The 16,717-nt window shown below is 68.8% G+C and carries 10 protein-coding genes and 2 tRNA genes; 7 read left to right on the top strand and 5 right to left on the bottom strand.

Features of this window, described 5'->3' with window-relative positions; translation table 11 throughout:
* Positions 1-70 precede the first annotated feature (70 nt).
* From YWM_RS0108695 to YWM_RS0108685, 3 genes are all read left to right on the top strand, one after another.
* Positions 71-1,111, top strand: a complete 1,041-nt coding sequence (locus YWM_RS0108695) for a 3-isopropylmalate dehydrogenase (protein ID WP_028850404.1) — start codon at positions 71-73, stop codon at positions 1,109-1,111.
* Between the two features lie 289 nt (positions 1,112-1,400).
* A complete protein-coding gene (gene cimA / locus YWM_RS0108690) occupies positions 1,401-3,029 on the top strand; it encodes a citramalate synthase (protein WP_028850403.1) in 1,629 nt (542 codons plus the stop codon).
* 252 nt (positions 3,030-3,281) lie between these two features.
* Positions 3,282-4,040, top strand: coding sequence for a fumarylacetoacetate hydrolase family protein (locus YWM_RS0108685; RefSeq protein WP_028850402.1), 759 nt, complete (start codon positions 3,282-3,284; stop codon positions 4,038-4,040).
* 1 nt (position 4,041) lies between these two features.
* On the opposite strand, the gene YWM_RS0108680 is transcribed toward YWM_RS0108685, so the two are convergent.
* A complete protein-coding gene (locus tag YWM_RS0108680) occupies positions 4,042-5,271 on the bottom strand; it encodes an FAD-dependent oxidoreductase (RefSeq protein ID WP_028850401.1) in 1,230 nt (409 codons plus the stop codon).
* Positions 5,272-5,373: 102 nt separating this feature from the next.
* Between YWM_RS0108680 and gltX the strand changes: the two genes are divergently transcribed.
* From gltX to YWM_RS0108660, 4 genes are all read left to right on the top strand, one after another.
* Positions 5,374-6,861 carry a glutamate--tRNA ligase gene (gene gltX, locus YWM_RS0108675; RefSeq protein WP_028850400.1) on the top strand — a complete coding sequence of 496 codons (1,488 nt, stop codon included), beginning with the start codon at positions 5,374-5,376 and terminating at the stop codon, positions 6,859-6,861.
* 160 nt (positions 6,862-7,021) lie between these two features.
* Positions 7,022-7,714: an HAD family hydrolase gene (locus YWM_RS22740; protein WP_052344724.1), complete on the top strand. Its 693-nt coding sequence runs from the start codon at positions 7,022-7,024 to the stop codon at positions 7,712-7,714.
* An 86-nt stretch (positions 7,715-7,800) separates the two neighbouring features.
* Positions 7,801-7,872, top strand: a tRNA-Gln gene (locus tag YWM_RS0108665).
* 53 nt (positions 7,873-7,925) lie between these two features.
* A tRNA-Glu gene (locus YWM_RS0108660) sits at positions 7,926-7,998 on the top strand.
* A 967-nt stretch (positions 7,999-8,965) separates the two neighbouring features.
* On the opposite strand, the gene YWM_RS0108655 is transcribed toward YWM_RS0108660, so the two are convergent.
* The 4 genes from YWM_RS0108655 to YWM_RS0108640 all read right to left on the bottom strand — a co-directional run bounded on the left by YWM_RS0108655 (position 8,966) and on the right by YWM_RS0108640 (position 16,632).
* A complete protein-coding gene (locus YWM_RS0108655) occupies positions 8,966-9,484 on the bottom strand; it encodes a sigma-70 family RNA polymerase sigma factor (RefSeq protein ID WP_156914711.1) in 519 nt (172 codons plus the stop codon).
* A 347-nt stretch (positions 9,485-9,831) separates the two neighbouring features.
* Positions 9,832-11,175: a cation:dicarboxylate symporter family transporter gene (locus YWM_RS22735; protein ID WP_043660251.1), complete on the bottom strand. Its 1,344-nt coding sequence runs from the start codon at positions 11,173-11,175 to the stop codon at positions 9,832-9,834.
* Positions 11,176-11,521: 346 nt separating this feature from the next.
* Positions 11,522-12,682: a S8 family serine peptidase gene (locus YWM_RS22730; protein WP_052344691.1), complete on the bottom strand. Its 1,161-nt coding sequence runs from the start codon at positions 12,680-12,682 to the stop codon at positions 11,522-11,524.
* The gene (locus YWM_RS0108640; RefSeq protein WP_028850398.1) at positions 12,679-16,632 is read right to left on the bottom strand and encodes a type VII secretion protein EccC; all 3,954 of its coding nucleotides are present in this window, start codon (positions 16,630-16,632) and stop codon (positions 12,679-12,681) included. Before YWM_RS0108640 ends, YWM_RS22730 begins: the two co-directional genes overlap by 4 nt.
* Between the last annotated feature and the right edge of the window lie 85 nt (positions 16,633-16,717).

Below are 16,717 nucleotides of genomic sequence, written 5' to 3'. Positions count from 1 at the left end.
TGCCCCCGGCGGGGTAAGGCCCGGTAGTACCCGGAGTAAACCGGCGTACGTGCGAAGACGGAGGTATCGGATGCGGCTCGCGGTGATCCCCGGTGACGGGATCGGTCCCGAGGTCGTGACAGAGGCCCTCAAGGTGTTGGCGGAAGTCGCACCGGGCACCGAGATCACCAACTACGACCTGGGCGCCGCACGATGGCACTCGACCGGGGAACTGCTTCCGGAGTCGGTGCTCAACGAATTGCGGGAGCAGGACGCGATCCTGCTCGGCGCGGTGGGTGACCCGTCGGTGCCGAGCGGCATCCTCGAGCGTGGTCTGCTGCTGCGGCTGCGATTCGAGCTGGATCACCACGTGAACCTGCGTCCGGCTCGGCTCTACCCGGGCGTCGGGAGCCCGCTGTCGGCGCCGGGCGAGGTCGACATGGTGGTGGTGCGGGAAGGCACCGAGGGCCCCTACGTGGGCAACGGCGGCATCCTGCGCAAGGACACCGAGCACGAGGTCGCCACCGAGGTCTCGCTGAACACGGCGTTCGGGGTCAAGCGCGTGGTGGCCGACGCGTTCGACCGGGCGGCCCAGCGGCCGCGCAAGCGCCTGACGCTGGTGCACAAGACCAATGTGCTGACCCACGCGGGTTCGCTGTGGTCGCGTGTGGTCGAGGAGGTCTCGCTGCAGTACCCGGACGTCACGGTCGACTACATGCACGTGGACGCCGCGACGATCCACCTGGTCAACGACCCGTCCCGGTTCGACGTGATCGTCACCGACAACCTGTTCGGCGACATCATCACCGACCTGGCCGCGGCCATCACCGGCGGCATCGGGCTGGCCGCGAGCGGGAACCTGGACGTGACCAGGCAGAACCCGAGCATGTTCGAGCCGGTGCACGGCTCCGCGCCGGACATCGCCGGGCAGGGCATCGCCGACCCGACGGCCGCCGTGCTGTCGGTGGCGCTGTTGCTCGATCACCTCGGCGAGCGGGAGGCCGCCCGCCGTATCGAGGCCTCTGTGGCCTTCGACCTGGCCACCCGCGACCAGAAGAACCCCGGCACCACCCGGGCGATCGGCGACCGGCTCGCGGCCCTGGTCTCGTCGAACAACAAGGTTGCCGGCTGACCAGCGCGCAAGACGACCGACGGCGCCCCGTTCCGATGGTGGAGCGGGGCGCCGTCGTATGTGCAGGGCCGAACCGCCGCGGTGTTCCAGATACTGAGATGGGGGACCGGGTTATGAGATCGCGCCGGGTTGTGGCATGATGCAGCACATGGCTTTCGCCGTGATCATTATTGGCAGGCGCGCCGAGTAGCGCTCGATCATCGAGCTACCGGCGCGCAAACCCTTCGCATCCGTGCGAGGGGTTTTTTGTTTGCCGACCACCGCTCGTCCATCCGGGAGTTGACCAGAAGTGAACCGCACAGTCCCCGCAGGAACACCGCTCGGCGACGCATTCCACGTCTACGACACGACGCTGCGCGATGGGGCACAGCGGGAGGGCATTTCGTACTCGATCGCCGACAAGCTGGCGGTCGCCCGGCTGCTGGACGAGCTCGGGGTCGGCTTCATCGAAGGGGGCTGGCCCGGCGCTTTGCCCAAGGACACCGAGTTCTTCGCCAGGGCGGCGCGGGGTGAGCTGACGCTCAAGCACGCGGTGCTGGTGGCGTTCGGCTCCACGCGCAAGGCAGGCACGGCCGCGGCCGAGGACCCGCAGGTACGGGCGCTGCTGGAGTCCCAGGCGCCGGTCATCACGCTGGTGGCCAAGTCCGACCGCAGGCACATCGAGCGGGCGCTGAAGGTCGACGTCGACGAGGCGTGCGCGATGGTTCGCGACACCGTCTCGTTCCTCGTCGGCGAGGGGCGCAGGGTCTTCTTGGACGCCGAGCACTTCTTCGACGGCTACGCGTTCGACCCGGAGACCGCGGTGCGCGTGCTGGAAGCCGCGGGCGAAGGCGGGGCGGACGTCGTGGTGTTGTGCGACACCAACGGCGGCCAGCTGCCACTGGGCATCGCGGAGACCGTCGCCGAGGTCAAGGAGCGGACCGGGCTGAGGCTGGGCATCCATTGTCAGGACGACACGAGCTGCGCGGTGGCCAACACCGTCGCTGCGGTGCAGGCGGGTGCGACGCACGCGCAGTGCACCGCGAACGGCTACGGCGAGCGGGCAGGCAACGCCGATTTGTTCGCCGTGCTGGGGAACTTGGTGACCAAGCTCGGCATGGAGGTGCTTCCTACCGGGGGCGCCGCCGAGCTGACCCGCGTCTCCCATGCCATTGCCGAGATCGCCAACATCGCACCCGACACCCACCAGGCCTACGTCGGGTCGTCGGCTTTCGCCCACAAGGCGGGGCTGCACGCGAGCGCGATCAAGGTCGACCCGTTGCTGTACAACCACATCGATCCCGGGGTCGTCGGCAATGACATGCGGGTGCTGGTCACCGAGATGGCAGGCAAGGCCAGCCTCGAGCTCAAGGGGCGTGAGCTCGGGGTGGACCTTGCCAGCCGGCCCGCCGCGCTCAGCGGTGTGGTGGAGCAGGTGAAGACGCTGGAGGCGGGCGGCTGGTCGTTCGAGGCGGCGGACGCGTCGCTGGAGTTGTTGCTGCGGCGGGCGATGGACGCCGACGCGGGCGAGGACGACGAGCGGCTGGCCCCGGAGGCGCCGTTCGAGCTGGAGTCCTACCGCGTGGTGCTGGACCACCACAGCGACGGCAGGGTGATCTCCGAGGCCACGGTGAAGGTGCATGTGGCAGGGGAGCGGGTCATCGCGACCGCGGAGGGGAACGGTCCGGTGCACGCACTGGACGCCGCACTGCGCAAGGCGTTGACGCCGTACCTGACCTGGCTGGACGAGGTCGACCTGGCCGACTACAAGGTCCGCATCCTCAGCGGCACGCACGGCACCAACGCGGTCACCCGGGTGCTGGTCGACAGCACCGACGGCGAGCGGGAATGGACCACGGTCGGTGTGCACGAGAACATCGTGGAGGCCAGCTGGCTGGCGCTGTGCGACGCGCTGGTGCACAAGTCGATGCGGGTCTGAGCGAAGCCGTTCCCGGCGGGTGTGCTCGCCGCGCTGACCGATCGCGGCGGGTGCGCCCGCCGAGTCGTGCGACGGGTGTGCCTGCGGGCTCGCGCGGGGTAGGTCTGCCGGCTCATGCGTCGGGCACGCCCGCCAGCTCGCGGGCTAGGTCCGGTGGCTCAGGCGTCGGGCACGCCTGCCGGCTGGCGCGGCGGGACGATCCCGGTCAGGTGCTGATCAGCCCGCGCACCCCGCCCCGGTAGTGTGCGGGGTATGCGTCTGGCTCGAATCGCACATCCCTCTGGTGTCGCCTTCGCCGCGATCGAGGGCGACGAGGTCGCGGAGATCGCTGAGCACCCGTTCGGCCAGCCCCAGTTCACCGGGAAGCGCTGGCCGTTGGCCGACGTCCGGCTGCTGGCGCCGATCCTGCCGACCAAGCTCATCGGGGTCGGCAAGAACTACGCCGCGCACGCCGCCGAGATGGGCGGGGAGGCGCCGAGTACGCCGCTGCTGTTCCTCAAGCCGTCCACCACGGTGATCGGACCCGGCGCGGCGATCAAGCGCCCGCCGAACTCGCAGCGCGTCGACTACGAGGGCGAGCTGGCCGTGGTCATCGGCCAGCCGATCCGCAACGTCCCGGCAAGCCGCGCGCTGGAGGTCATTCGCGGTTACACGATCGCCAACGACGTGACCGCACGCGACCAGCAGCAGGCCGACGTGCAGTTCACCCGCGCCAAGAGCTACGACACGTTCTGCCCGCTCGGACCGTGGATCGAGACCGACCTGGACCCGTCCGACGTGCGCATCCGCACCACGCTGGACGGCGAGACCAAGCAGGACGGCAGCACCGCGCAGATGGTGCACACGGTCGCCGACCTGGTCGCGTTCGTCTCCGAGATCATGACGCTGCTGCCCGGCGACGTCATCCTGACCGGCACCCCGGAAGGGGTCGGTCCGATGCAGGCGGGCCAGGAAGTCTCGGTCACCGTCGACGGCATCGGCACGTTGACCAACCCGGTCGTCGACGCCTGAGTCACCGTCTGGCGAAATCCGGGGCGTGCTCGGGCCGGAAGCCGATCCCGATCAGGCGCGCCGGGACGTAGGACAGCCACGGCGCGCGCCGCATGAGCCGCACCGCGATTTCCGGCGGCCCGGCGACCTCACCGCGCATCACCGGCGCCACGAGCTGCTGCTGCATGGTGCGCTGCATCGTCTGCACCGCAACGGTCGGCAGCCACCTTCTGCGCCGCACCTTCGCCAGATCCGCGGTGGTCAGCCGGCCCTCGCGGAGCGGCTTGGCCAGCAGCGTTGCGGCGGCGACGGCGTCCTGCACCGCCAGGTTGATGCCGACGCCGCCGATCGGGCTCATCGCGTGCGCGGCGTCCCCGATGCACAGCAACCCCGGCCGATGCCACTGCTTGAGCCGGTTGAGTCGCACGTCGAGGTGTTTGACGTCGTCCAGGGAGGCGATCTCGCCGGTCCGTTCGGCGGCCCACGGGAACGCCTTGCCGACCCGTTTCCGGAACTTCTCGATGCCTGCGGCGCGCAGCCGCTCGTCGGTGCCCTTGGGGCCGATGATGGCCATTTGGTAGTAGCCCTCGCGCGGAATGGCCAGCGCGAACTCGCCGTCCTGCAGACCGGGGCTGAGCGCGGTCTGCGGGTCCTCGGGATAGCGCGGTAGCCGGAACCACCACACGTCGAACGGTACCGGGAACTCCGCCACCGGGAGCCCGGCTGCGGCGCGCACGATCGACCAACGGCCGTCGGCGGCGACCGTCAACGTCGCGTACAGCTCGCGCTCCTCGTCGGTCGTCCGGTCGACGAACCGCACGCCGTTGACGGCGCCGTTCTTCGCCCGCAGTACGTCCGTGACCTCGGCGTTGTGCAGCAGGGTGAATCCCGGCTCCTCGGCCGCGGCGTCGGCGAGCAGATCGAGCAGGTCCCACTGCGGAACCATGGCGATGTACGGGTAGCGAACCCGCAGCCGTTTCAGATCCGCCACCACGACGTGGTCGTCGTCCTCGGTGGGGAAGGCGATCTCGGTGATCTTGCTCTGCGGCAGTTTGCCGAACCGCTCGCCGAGCCCCAGCTCGTCCAGCAGCGTCAACGTCGACGGGTGCACGGTGTCGCCCCGGAAATCCCGCAGGAAGTCCGCGTGCTTCTCCAGCACGGTGACCTCGACGCCTGCCCTGGCCAACAGCAAGCCGAGCACCATGCCCGCTGGTCCGCCGCCGACGATGGCGACCGTCGTGGTCAGCTTCATTCCGGCTCACCGCCTTATTCATCGTTTGTTGAATAACTCCACGATGCCCCGACGGATGCCGTGGCGTCAAGCGATTCGCCGCCGGATACCCTGATGGGCGCTATGGCTGAGCTCTCACGTCCGGTTCGCGTTCGCTTCTGCCCGTCCCCGACGGGTACCCCGCACGTCGGCCTGATCCGCACCGCGTTGTTCAACTGGGCCTTCGCCCGGCATCACGGCGGCAAGCTGGTGTTCCGTATCGAGGACACCGACGCCGCCCGTGATTCCGAGGAGTCCTACCAGGCATTGCTCGAGGCGCTGCGCTGGCTCGGGCTGGACTGGGACGAAGGGCCGGAGGTCGGCGGCGAGTACGGGCCGTACCGGCAGAGCGAGCGCCGGGAGATCTACGCCGACGTGATCGCCAAGCTGCTCGACGCGGGTGAGCTCTACGAGGCGTTCTCCACGGCGGAAGAGGTCGAGCAGCGCCGCCGGGAGGCGGGCGAGGACCCGAAGAAGGGCTACGACAACTACGACCGCACGCTCACCGACGAGCAGAAGGCGGCCTTCCGCGCCGAAGGGCGCAAGCCGGTGCTGCGGCTGCGCATGCCGGAGGGCGAGCTGTCCTGGACGGATCTGGTGCGTGGCGAGATCACGTTCCAGGCGGAGACGATCCCGGACCCGGTGCTGGTTCGCGCGAACGGCGACCCGCTGTACACGCTCACCAACCCGGTGGACGACGCGCTGATGGGCATCACGCACGTCCTGCGGGGCGAGGACCTGCTGCCGTCCACGCCGCGGCAGATCGCGCTCTACCAGGCGATGCAGCGGGTCGGCATCACCGATTTCGTCCCCGAGTTCGGCCACTTGCCCTATGTGCTCGGCGAAGGCAACAAGAAGCTGTCCAAGCGGGACCCGCAGTCGAACCTGTTCAACTACCGCGACCGTGGGTTCATCCGTGAGGGTCTGCTGAACTACCTGGCGCTGCTCGGCTGGTCGATCGCGCCGGACCGGGACATCTTCACGGTGGACGAGCTGGTGGAGGCGTTCGACATCGCCGACGTGAGCGCCAACCCGGCACGGTTCGACCAGAAGAAGGCCGAGGCCATCAATGGCACCCACGTGCGCGCGCTCGCGGTGGAGGACTTCACCGAGCGGGTGGTGCCGTACCTGGTCGACGCGGGCGTGCTGCCTAAGGAGCCGAGCCGGCAGCAGCTGGACGTCCTGGCAGCCATCGCGCCGCTGGTGCAGGAACGCGTCGCCGTTCTCGCCGACGCCGTTCCGATGGTGCGGTTTCTGTTCGCCGAGGACGACTTCGAGGTGGAGGAGGCCTCCGCAGCGAAGGCGTTCAAGGGTGACGCGGCGGAGGTGCTCAGGGCCTCGCTGTCCGCGTTGCAGGAGCTCGAGACGTGGGATGCGGCAGGCATCGAAAGCGCGCTGCACAAGTCGCTCATCGAAGGCCTGGGGCTCAAGCCGCGCAAGGCGTTCGCGCCGGTGCGGGTCGCCGTGACCGGCCGCACTGTGTCACCGCCGCTGTACGAGTCGATGGAGCTGTTGGGCCGGGAGAGGTCGCTGCAGCGGCTCACCGACGCGCTCGCGCGCCTCGAAGAGTGAACGAAACCGCCAACCGGCGGCACGGTATTCACACCGTTGGCAGAGTCGCCCGATGGGGTTGAACCTTTAACCTCACGTGGTGGAGTTCGCGCTTGCCCCGACCAGGCCGCGAAACGGAGGGAGCCTTCCCGACCAGGGGGAGGGCTCCGTCGTGCGCGCGGTGTTTCTCGACATCGACGACACGCTTGTCGATTTCACCTCGGCCAGCCGTGCCGCGCTGACGGCGATGATCGGCCGCTCGGACATGTGGTCGCTGTGGGAGCGCATAACCGACGAGTACGTGGGCCGCGTGGTCGACGGGGAGCTGGACTACCCGACCATGCACCGTCGTCGCACAGCGGCCTTCCTGGACGCCCTGGGGGTGGCCGTCGACGAGGCGGACGCGGCGCGTTTCGAGCGGCGACGTGCGGCTGGGATGCGCGCCCGCTTCCGCCTGTTCGACGACGTGCTGCCGTGCTTGACACGGTTGCGCGCCAACGGCCTGCGCATCGCCGCGGTGACCAACGCCTCGGGGAACCACCAGCGCACCAAGCTGGAGGATCTCGGGCTGAGTCCGTACATCGATCACGTGGCCATCGCGGGTGAAGTCGGCGCGGCGAAGCCGGACCCGTTGATCTTCCACTCGGCGTGCGCGGCGGTGGACTGTGAGCCGCACGAGGCCATGCACGTGGGGGATCGGCTGCGCACGGACGCGGTAGGGGCCCGTAACGCCGGTCTGCAGGCCGTCTGGCTCAACCGCGCGGGCGCCGCCGAGTCGGTCCCGGAGGGAGTCACGGCGATCAACTCGCTCGTCGAGCTGGCCGACCACGTGGAGTACTCCGTCGCGGGGACAATCGTGCCCGCGCCGCGCTGACCTGGCACAATGGAAGTGCCGACCCCCGGGGAAACGGCGCGGAGTCGATCCGCTAGCATCGTTTGCGGCACGTGAGAGCGGGCCATTGGGGTATGGTGTAATTGGCAGCACGACTGATTCTGGTTCAGTTAGTCTAGGTTCGAGTCCTGGTACCCCAGCTGCGATCGACGAATCGGCATCCGATAAGATTTCGATCAGTCGCAACGAGCTAGCCCCCGTCGTCTAGCGGCCTAGGACGCCGGCCTCTCACGCCGGTAGCGTGGGTTCGAATCCCATCGGGGGTACAACAAGAAAGCCGCCACCCAGCCGGGTGGCGGCTTTCTTGTTGCTCGGTGACGATCACCAGGTGGAATGTGCCGTTCCTGGCGGCGAACACCGGGCTCGCGCGCGTCACAGGAAGCACGGTCGGCCGAGGTGACAAGCACCACATGCGGCAGCGGATGCGCGCTGAGTGTGGGGCGTCGTCGGCGCGCTCGGCCGAGCGGATCCGGCAACCATGCGCGTTCTCAGGACAGGGCCACGGAATTGCGCGAAGCGGATTCACCGAAGAACCATCCGCCGCCCGTGATCGTGCGCTGACTGGCGAAATCGACGTGCACGATGCCGAATCACCGGGTGTACCCGTAGCTTCACTCGAAATTGTGCAGCAACGATCACGCGAAATGGACCGTGACGTTCGCACCCTGCCGGATCGCCGCATGCACGGCGGCCCAGGCGTTCCCGCAAGTACCCGGGTGCGGGTGATGTCGCGAGCTCTGCCGTCCTCGTTCTCCGCGACGACCAGCGACAGCCTGCCGGGGTGCCGGTCCAGCCAGACGAGCAGGGTGGTCAGTGACTCGTGCTTCTCCCAGCCCATCGCGGTCCGGCTCGCCGCGCGGCGGCGCCACGTCGAGCTCGCGTGGCCTGTGGCACGGGCTCGGCGCAGTCGGATCCGCAAGCGGGGTGATGCGGGTCAGGGTCGAAGAAGTCTCAGCAGCCGGCCCGATGGCGGGGTCACTCTGGTCGACTCGGTCGGACGGGCCTGCTTCGGGTCAATCGGCCACGGGCTGCCGGGGCCACTCCGGGCAGCTCAGGTCTGGCGGGCCGCGACTTGCTCGGGCCGGTCGACCGGGCAGCCGGGGCCACTCCGGGCGGCTCAGCCACGCAGCCGGACATCCCTGGGCGCGCCGGAGCAACCACAAGCACCGAGGAAGAAGGCGCGGCGGCCGACGGACATCCCTGGGCGGGCCGGAGCAACCCGAAGCGGCTCGATCAAGCCGCCTGCGACCGCTGCGGTCCGGTCAGCACGGACCGGAGGTTGTTGAGCGCGTTGTGGATGCGGCTCTTCACGGTGCCGGTCGGGACACCGAGGATCGTCGCCGTCCTGGCGGTGGTCTGGTCCTCGAAGTAAACCTGCATCACGGTGCTGCGGTGCAACGGCGACAGCGTCTCGAGCGCCTCGTCGAGCTCCAGGCGCGTGTTGATGCGTTCCGTCGGATCGGCGACGGTGGCCGCGTTGTGCAGGATCGGGTCGGGCAGGTTGACCTCGGTCGGCCGCGCCTTGCGGCTGCGGTGCTGGTCGATGGCCACGTTGTGGGCGATCCGCCGTAGCCAGCCGCGAATCGAGCCGAAGTCCTCGGTGAGGCGGTCGGCGTTCTTCCACGCCCGCAACCACGTCTCCTGGACCACGTCCTCGGCGAGGTGGCGGTCGCCGCCGGTCAGCCGGGTGGCGTAGGCGAGAAGGGCCGTGCCGTGTTCGGCGATCACCGCGTTGATGTCAGTGGAAGTCATTTCCCTGGCCTTTCGGAAGCCCATCGGCAAAAGGGATCGTGTCCTTTTCCGACAGGAAAGAGTTTCCTCTGTAATTGACGCCACATCGTGTGGCCTGCCCCTCTGGTGAAGGGGTGTCTTCCCGCCTTATTCAAGGGATGTCTCGAAGCAAAAGGTAGAGTTGGTCCCCAGGTTTCGACCGCTATTTACGAGACGTTTTCAGTACGCATTTTCGGGCGGTTCCGTTGTCCGAAAGTGCAGGCATTGCTCGCCGGGTTGCAACGGCGAGAAAAAGGCCGCACTGAGGCCGATGGGGGCAGGACCGGTGGGGTCCTGCCCCCATCGAGGCGCTCGGCGGGCGGGCGGGGTTACCCGACCGAGGCCGTCTCCCGCTGGTGGTCGGTCGAGCTGTCCTCGGCGTGCTCGTCGTCGGGCGGCGTGCCGTGGTGGTCGTCGATCATGGTTGTTTCGTCGAAGGGGTGTCGCCCGGTGAGAACGTGGCGCGCCTGGGTGCGGTCGAGCTCGCCGGTCCAGGTGCCGATGAGGACGGTGGCGACGGCGTTGCCTGCGAAGTTGGTGAGGGCGCGGGCTTCACTCATGAAGCGGTCGATGCCGACGATGAACCCGACGCCGTCGACCAGTTCGGGCCGGTGGGCTTGCAGGCCGCCCGCGAGAGTGGCCAGGCCTGCGCCGGTGACGCCCGCGGCGCCCTTGCTGGCGATGATCATGAACAACAGCAGGCCGATCTGTTCGCCGATACCCAAGGGGCTGCCCTGGGCGGTGGCGATGAACAGGGTGGCCATGGTCAGGTAGATGGCGGTCCCGTCGAGGTTGAAGGAGTAGCCGGTGGGCACGGTGATACCGACGACGGGCTTGCTGACGCCCATGTGCTCCATCTTGGCGATGAGGCGGGGGAGGGCGGATTCACTGCTGCTGGTGGAGAGGATGAGCAGGAACTCGCGGCCGAGATAGCGCAGAAGTTGGAAGATGTTGATGCGCGCGCCGAGCCACAGGACGGCGCCGAGGACGCCGAAGACGAACACCAGGCAGGTGGCGTAGAAGCCGAGCATGATGACGGCGAGACTGGTCAGGGCGTCCCAGCCCGTTTCGCCCACGACGGCGGCGATGGCGCCGAAGGCGCCGACGGGTGCCGCCCACATGATCATGGCGAGGATGCGGAAGACGAGCCGCTGGATGTGTTCGATGCCGCGCAGGATGGGAGCGCCGGCGCGGCCGAGTTTCTGCAGGGCGAAGCCGGCGAGGATGGCGACCAGCAGGGTCTGCAGCACCGAACCCGCGGTGAAGCTGGAGACGAGCGTGTCCGGGATGATGCCGAGCAGGAAGTCCTCGGTGGACTCGCCCTTGGTGGCCGATTCCTGCGCGGCGGCGACGTGGTCGGGGTCCAGTTTCATGCCCTCGCCGGGGTGCAGCACGTTGCCGACGACCAGGCCGATGGCCAGGGCGACGGTGGACATGGTGAGGAAGTAGGCCAGGGCCAGCGCGCCGACCTTGCCGACCTTGGCGGCCTGGGCGACCGAGCCGATACCGAGCACGATGGTGCAGAAGATGATCGGGCTGATCATCATTTTGATCAGCGCAACGAATCCGGTACCGAGTGGCTTCAAATGCTCGGCAGCGAAGTCCGGGAATGCGAACCCGACGATGATGCCCAACAGTACCGCGGCAATCACCGCAATATACAGATAATGCATTCGGTCGCGGCGGGCCGTGCCGCGTCGGTTTGTGGTGGGCGCCTTTGCCACCGTTGCCTCCTACGTCGTCGTCAGGCGAGATTAATGGTGAACTATGGCGGCCGTTGTGGGTCAGGTCACCGATATGGTCATTGCGTTCACGAAACGGTGATGTGGCAACGGAATGAATCGGCATCTGGTGAGTGTTCCGGCCCGTTGTTGCGCACGTGGCGCGCGTCCTCGCCAAGCTGGAGGCGGACTCGCGTGCCGAACTCGAGCGCCAGGTGCTCGGCCGCGTCAGCGGACGATGTCCGACCTCGGGTGGGCAGCGCGTCCACTGACAACCGTTTTATCCGCCGGCGCCCGGTCACTTCTCGCGTCGCCGCCGTGCCGCCAGTGCGATCGTCGGACCGGCGACGAGCAATGCCGCCGCCGTGACCCCGCCCGCCCACCACAAGGCGCGCTGTGCCGGCGCCGGGTCCGGCCGCTCCGGCAGCGGCACCGTCAACTGCTCTGCCGGCGGAGTGACCGGCTGGTCGTTGTCCGGAACGGTGGTCACCGCCGCGTAGGGATTGACCACGCCGTAGCCGAGGGTCTTGTTCGGCAGCGCCGTCGACGGGTGGTCGGCCGAGATGCGCAACTGCTGCAGGACATCCGGTGCGGACAACTCGGGGTGGTAGTCCCGCACCAGCGCGGCCGCACCGGCGACGAAGCCGACGGCCAGCTGCGGCGCCGAACTGACCCGGTGGCCCTCGCCCTCCGGGCCGACACCGATCACGTTGGTCGCGGGGCCCGCCAGCGACGGCTGGGTGCCCAGTGTGCCGTTCGACGTGCCGTCCTCACCGATCGGCGACACCGCGACGACGCCGGGCAGCCGCGCCGGGAACGCGAGCTGGCCGTCCTTCGCCGGCGATGCCGACGCCACGATCAGCACGTCGTGCTCGTGTGCGTAGGCGACCGCGGCCCGCAGTTCCGGCACGCTGACGGTGGCGACCAGGCCGACCGCGATCACCTTGGCGCCGGCGTCGGTGGCGTCCTTGATCCCGACCGCGATCGCTTTCGCCAGCCACGCGTGGTCCTGGATCTTGGGCGGGTCGTCACTCACGCGCACCGGGAAGATCCGTGCCTCCGGCGCCACACCATGGAACGGCACGTCGGGGCGATCGTCCGGACGTGCGGCGATCAGTGACGCGATGAACGTTCCGGTTCCGAAGCAGTCACCGTCACCCCGCTTGCCGCTGCCGGTGAGGTTCGTGCCGGGCAGCACGGCTCCCTTGAGCGAGGGCGCCACCGAGCTGACCCCGGTGTCGATCACGCCGACGATGACGTCGCCCTTGGTCAGGTGCCATACCCGCTCGGGAGCCATCCGCTTCTGCGCCCAGGACTCCTTCTTGATCGGCTTCACCGACGGAGGGGTGCACTGGCCGACCGTCTTGTCGTCGTCCTGAGCGGCCGCGGGCAGCGGCGCCAGCGACAGCGTCAGCCCCAGCGTCGCCGCGACGGCGAACCCGCGTGCGAGTCTTCTCATTCCGGTTCCTCCGTCCACCCCACCTGCACGCCGATGCCGTCGCGCCGGGTGACCAGCACACCCCGGCCCGGCGGCAGCTGCCTGCCCCGCGACCCGTTGAGCAGCGGCATCTCGTTCGGCGGCATCGACAGCACCAGTTCCGGGGTGTTGGACTCCTGCAGACGGCGCGTCACCGGTTCCATCGCGGTGCGGCTCGACCCGACCGCGGCGCGCGCCATCACCATGTGCAGGCCGATGTCACCGGCCTGCGGGATGAGTTCGATCATCGGACCGAACGGCCCGACGCCGCTGCCCAGCAACAGGTCGTAGTCGTCGACCAGCACGAACATCTCGGGTCCGCTCCACCAGTCGCGCTTGCGCAGCCGGGCGGGCGTGATGTCGCTGCCGGGGACGCGTTCCTGCAGTTCGGTGGCCAGTTCTTGCACCAGCTGCTCGGCCGCGGGCCCCGACACCGCGACGCCGCGCCGGTATTCCTCCGGCAGGCAGTCCATCAGTCCGCGGCGCGTGTCGACGAGCAGGATCTGTGCCTGCTCGGGCGTGTACACCGTGGTGATGGCCTTCATGATCAGGCGAAGCGCCGCCGTCTTGCCGCTGCCGCTGTCGCCGACGATGGTCAGGTGCGGCCGGGCGCCGAAGTCGTGCCACACCGGCTGCAGGTCCAGCTCGCCCGCGCCGAGCGGGATCTTCGGGCCCGGCAGTTTCGGCGCGGGCAGCTCGCCGGCAGGCAGCACCGCGGGCAGCATCCGCACCGCCGGTGCGCGCTTGCCGCGCCAGCTCTCCGCGACGGCTTCCGCCAGGTCGCGCGTGGCGTCGGCCAGACCATCGGCGGTGCACATCCCGTCGATACGCGGCACACCCGACAGGAAGTGCTTCTCGTCGGCCGTCATGCCGCGACCGGGCAGCTGCGGGACCTCCCCGGCCTTGCGCATGTTGATCATCGAGTCGATCTTGTCGCCCAGGCGCAGTTCCAACCGCGTGCCGAGCTGGTCACGAAGCGAACTGTGCACATCGGACCAGCGGTTGGTCGTCAGGATGAGGTGCACGCCGAACGACAAGCCACGCGCGGCGAGCTGGCGCAACGTGAAGTCGTACTGCTCGAAGTCGGAGCGCAGTGAGCCCCAGCCGTCCACCACCAGGAAGACGTCGCCGTGCTGGTCGTCGGGGAACTCGCCGGCGGCACGACGGGCTCGGAAGTCGGCCATGCTGTGCACGTTGTGCTGGGCGAACCGCTGCTCGCGCTCGGTCAGCAGCGTCTGGACCTCGGCGATGGTGCGGGCGACGCGCTCTTCCTGCATGCGGCTGGCCACGCCGCCGACGTGCGGGAGCCCGGCGACCGAGGTCAACGTGCCGCCACCGAAGTCGAGGCAGTAGAACTGCACCTCCTCCGGCGTGTGGGTCAGCGCGATGGAGCAGATCAAGGTGCGCAGCAAGTTGCTCTTGCCCGACTGCGGCGCGCCCGCGATGCCCACGTGGCCACCGGCTCCGGACAGATCGACCACGTACAGGTCGCGGCGCTGCTCGAACGGCTTGTCCACGATGCCGACCGGAACGCGCAGCTTGCCGCGTCCCGACCAGCCCACCGCCTGCAGCCCGAGTTCGGGGTGCGTCTCCAACGGCGGCAGCAGCTGGTCGAGCGTGGGTGGTTCGGCCAGCGGCGGCAGCCACACCTGGTGTGCGGGCGGGCCGAAGCCGAGCAGCCGTTCGACGGCCACCGACAACACCGATTCGCCGGTCTCCTCGTCCTCCTTCGGCGTGGTGGGCTGGGCGGGCTTCGCCGCGGGTGGCAGGGCGACCTTGCCGACGCTGAACGGCACGATCTGCTGCCGCACCTCTTCCTGCCGCTGCTCGCGGGTCCGCCTGCGATACGGGCCCGACACGTAGGCGGCCTTGAACCGGATCAACGTCGCCACGTCGCTGCGCAGATAGCCGTTACCCGGGGCGCTGGGCAGCTGGTAGGCGTCCGGCACACCGATCACCGCGCGGGACTCCATCGCGGAGAACGTCCGCAGGCCGATCCGGTACGACAAGTGGCTCTCCAGCTTGTGCATCTTGCCGTCCTCGATGCGCTGACTGGCCAGCAGCAGGTGCACCCCGAGCGAGCGGCCGAGCCGTCCGATCATCACGAACAACTCGCTGAACTCGGGGTGCGAGGCCAGCAGCTCGCTGAACTCGTCGACGATGACGAACAGCGTGGGCAGCGGATCCAGCGGCTCCCCGGACAGCCTGGCCTTCTCGTAGTCGAGCAGCGAGCTGTAGTTGCCCGCCGCGCGCAGGAACTCCTGACGGCGCTGCAGCTCACCGTGCAGCGCGTCCTGCATCCTGGTGACCAGCGTGGCCTCGTCGGCGAGGTTGGTGATCACCGCCGACACGTGCGGCAGGTTCTCCACCCCGAGGAACGTCGCACCACCTTTGAAGTCGACGAGTACGAAGTTGAGGATCTCCGACGAGTGCGTCATCGCCATGCCGAGCACCAGCGTGCGCAACAGCTCGGACTTGCCGGACCCGGTGGCCCCGATCAGCAGGCCGTGCGGCCCCATCCCGCCCTGCGCGGACTCCTTGATGTCCAGCTCGATCGGCGCACCGTTCTCGGTGATGCCGATCGGGATGCGCAACCGGTCCTTGGTCAGCCCGGTGCGGGCCATCGGCGCCGGGTTCCACGTCTCGAGGTCGGTGATGCCCAGCAGGCCCGGCAGTTCGAAGTTGGCCACCATCGGTTCGGCCACGTCGGCCGTCCCGCCGAGCCGGTACGGCGTGATCGTCCTGGCCAGCGTCGCCGCCTTGGTGATGCTGAGCTGGTCGGGGACGCACATCTTGGTGCGGATCTCCTGTCCGGTGCGGTCGGTGCGCACCATTTCGACCTTGTCCGCGGTGACGTCCAGGCGCAGCGTGGTGCGCCCGGTGCCGGACAGCGACCCGGCGACGTCGAGCACGACGGTGTTGCGGTAGCCCGTCCCGGCGAGCCGCGACTCCTGCGACACCTCGACGCCGTCGAGGACGATGACCACGTACGGCTCGTCGGCGCTGGGCGCGGCCGCTGCCTCGAAGCGGCCGCGCTCGCTGAGTTCGGTGTCGAGCATCTCGGTGAGCGTGTCGATGCCGTCGGCCAGCAACCGGACGTTGCCCGCGCCGTCCTGCTCCACCGGGTGCTGGGCGTGCGGGAGCCACTTCACCCAGTCCCACAGCTCGGCCCGCTGCGGCGTGGTGCACACGGCGATGCGCAGGTCCTCCGGTGAGTGGAACGTGGCGAGCTGACCGAGGATGGCCCTGGTCATCCCTCGGATGACCTCGATGTCGCCACCGAAGCGGATCTTGGCGAACCCGCGCAGGAACAGCGACGTCGGCAGGTTCGCCACCGAGCTGTGCGCGTTGATGAACTTCCGCAGCGCGCGAGCCGACAGCGGTTCGAGGTCGGAGATCGGTTTCGAGCTCACCGGCGAGATCCGTAGTGCGAGGCGCTGCGTGCCGGTGCCGATGCGGACCTCCGCGAAGTCACCGTGGGCGGCCCGCCGCTCCCACAGCCTGCCGGACATGGCCACCGACCACAGCCCGTTGGGGTCCGGGTGCCGCCACGCGAGCGACTCCCGCTGCTTGTCCGCGCTCTTGCGCACCTGGACCCGGATCTGGCTCAAATAGCGCAGGTAGTCCCGGCGTTCCCCGCGCATCTTGATCCGACGGTCCACGCCGCCGCGCAGCATCTGCACGATGAACATCAGGATGCCCATCGTGATCATCAGGCCGAACATGCCGAGCGCGAGGATCGGGTTGCGCGGGCCGATGTAGATCAGCATGAAGACGCCGCCGCCGAGCATCATCGGCAGCATCATCAGCGACGTCATGTAGTCCCGGCCGGCGAGTTCCGGCAGGGCAGGCGGTTCCTGCAACGACAGCTCACCGCTGGGCATCTCCGGTGGTTTCTCCCGGCTCGGCCTGCGGAAAATCGTGGTCGTCATCGCGGCTCCTCCGTGATCGCCGGTTCCTCGCACGCGGTCGTCCGTGGTGGACACGGAGCGGGGAGGGCCAGGTGTTCATCTGCGA

Source organism: Thermocrispum municipale DSM 44069 (assembly GCF_000427825.1).
Taxonomy (GTDB): Bacteria; Actinomycetota; Actinomycetes; order Mycobacteriales; family Pseudonocardiaceae; genus Thermocrispum; species Thermocrispum municipale.
The sequence above is the reverse complement of the archived record's forward strand: the minus strand, read 5'-3'. Positions and strand labels throughout refer to the sequence as shown.

Coding starts and splice junctions, on each gene's coding strand:
- YWM_RS0108695 (WP_028850404.1), top strand. CDS start 71: ATGCGGCTCGCGGTGATCCCCGGTGACGGGATCGGTCCCGAGGTCGTG.
- YWM_RS0108685 (WP_028850402.1), top strand. CDS start 3,282: ATGCGTCTGGCTCGAATCGCACATCCCTCTGGTGTCGCCTTCGCCGCG.
- YWM_RS0108680 (WP_028850401.1), bottom strand. CDS start 5,271: ATGAAGCTGACCACGACGGTCGCCATCGTCGGCGGCGGACCAGCGGGC.
- gltX (WP_028850400.1), top strand. CDS start 5,374: ATGGCTGAGCTCTCACGTCCGGTTCGCGTTCGCTTCTGCCCGTCCCCG.
- YWM_RS0108655 (WP_156914711.1), bottom strand. CDS start 9,484: ATGACTTCCACTGACATCAACGCGGTGATCGCCGAACACGGCACGGCC.
- YWM_RS22735 (WP_043660251.1), bottom strand. CDS start 11,175: ATGCATTATCTGTATATTGCGGTGATTGCCGCGGTACTGTTGGGCATC.
- YWM_RS22730 (WP_052344691.1), bottom strand. CDS start 12,682: ATGAGAAGACTCGCACGCGGGTTCGCCGTCGCGGCGACGCTGGGGCTG.
- YWM_RS0108640 (WP_028850398.1), bottom strand. CDS start 16,632: ATGACGACCACGATTTTCCGCAGGCCGAGCCGGGAGAAACCACCGGAG.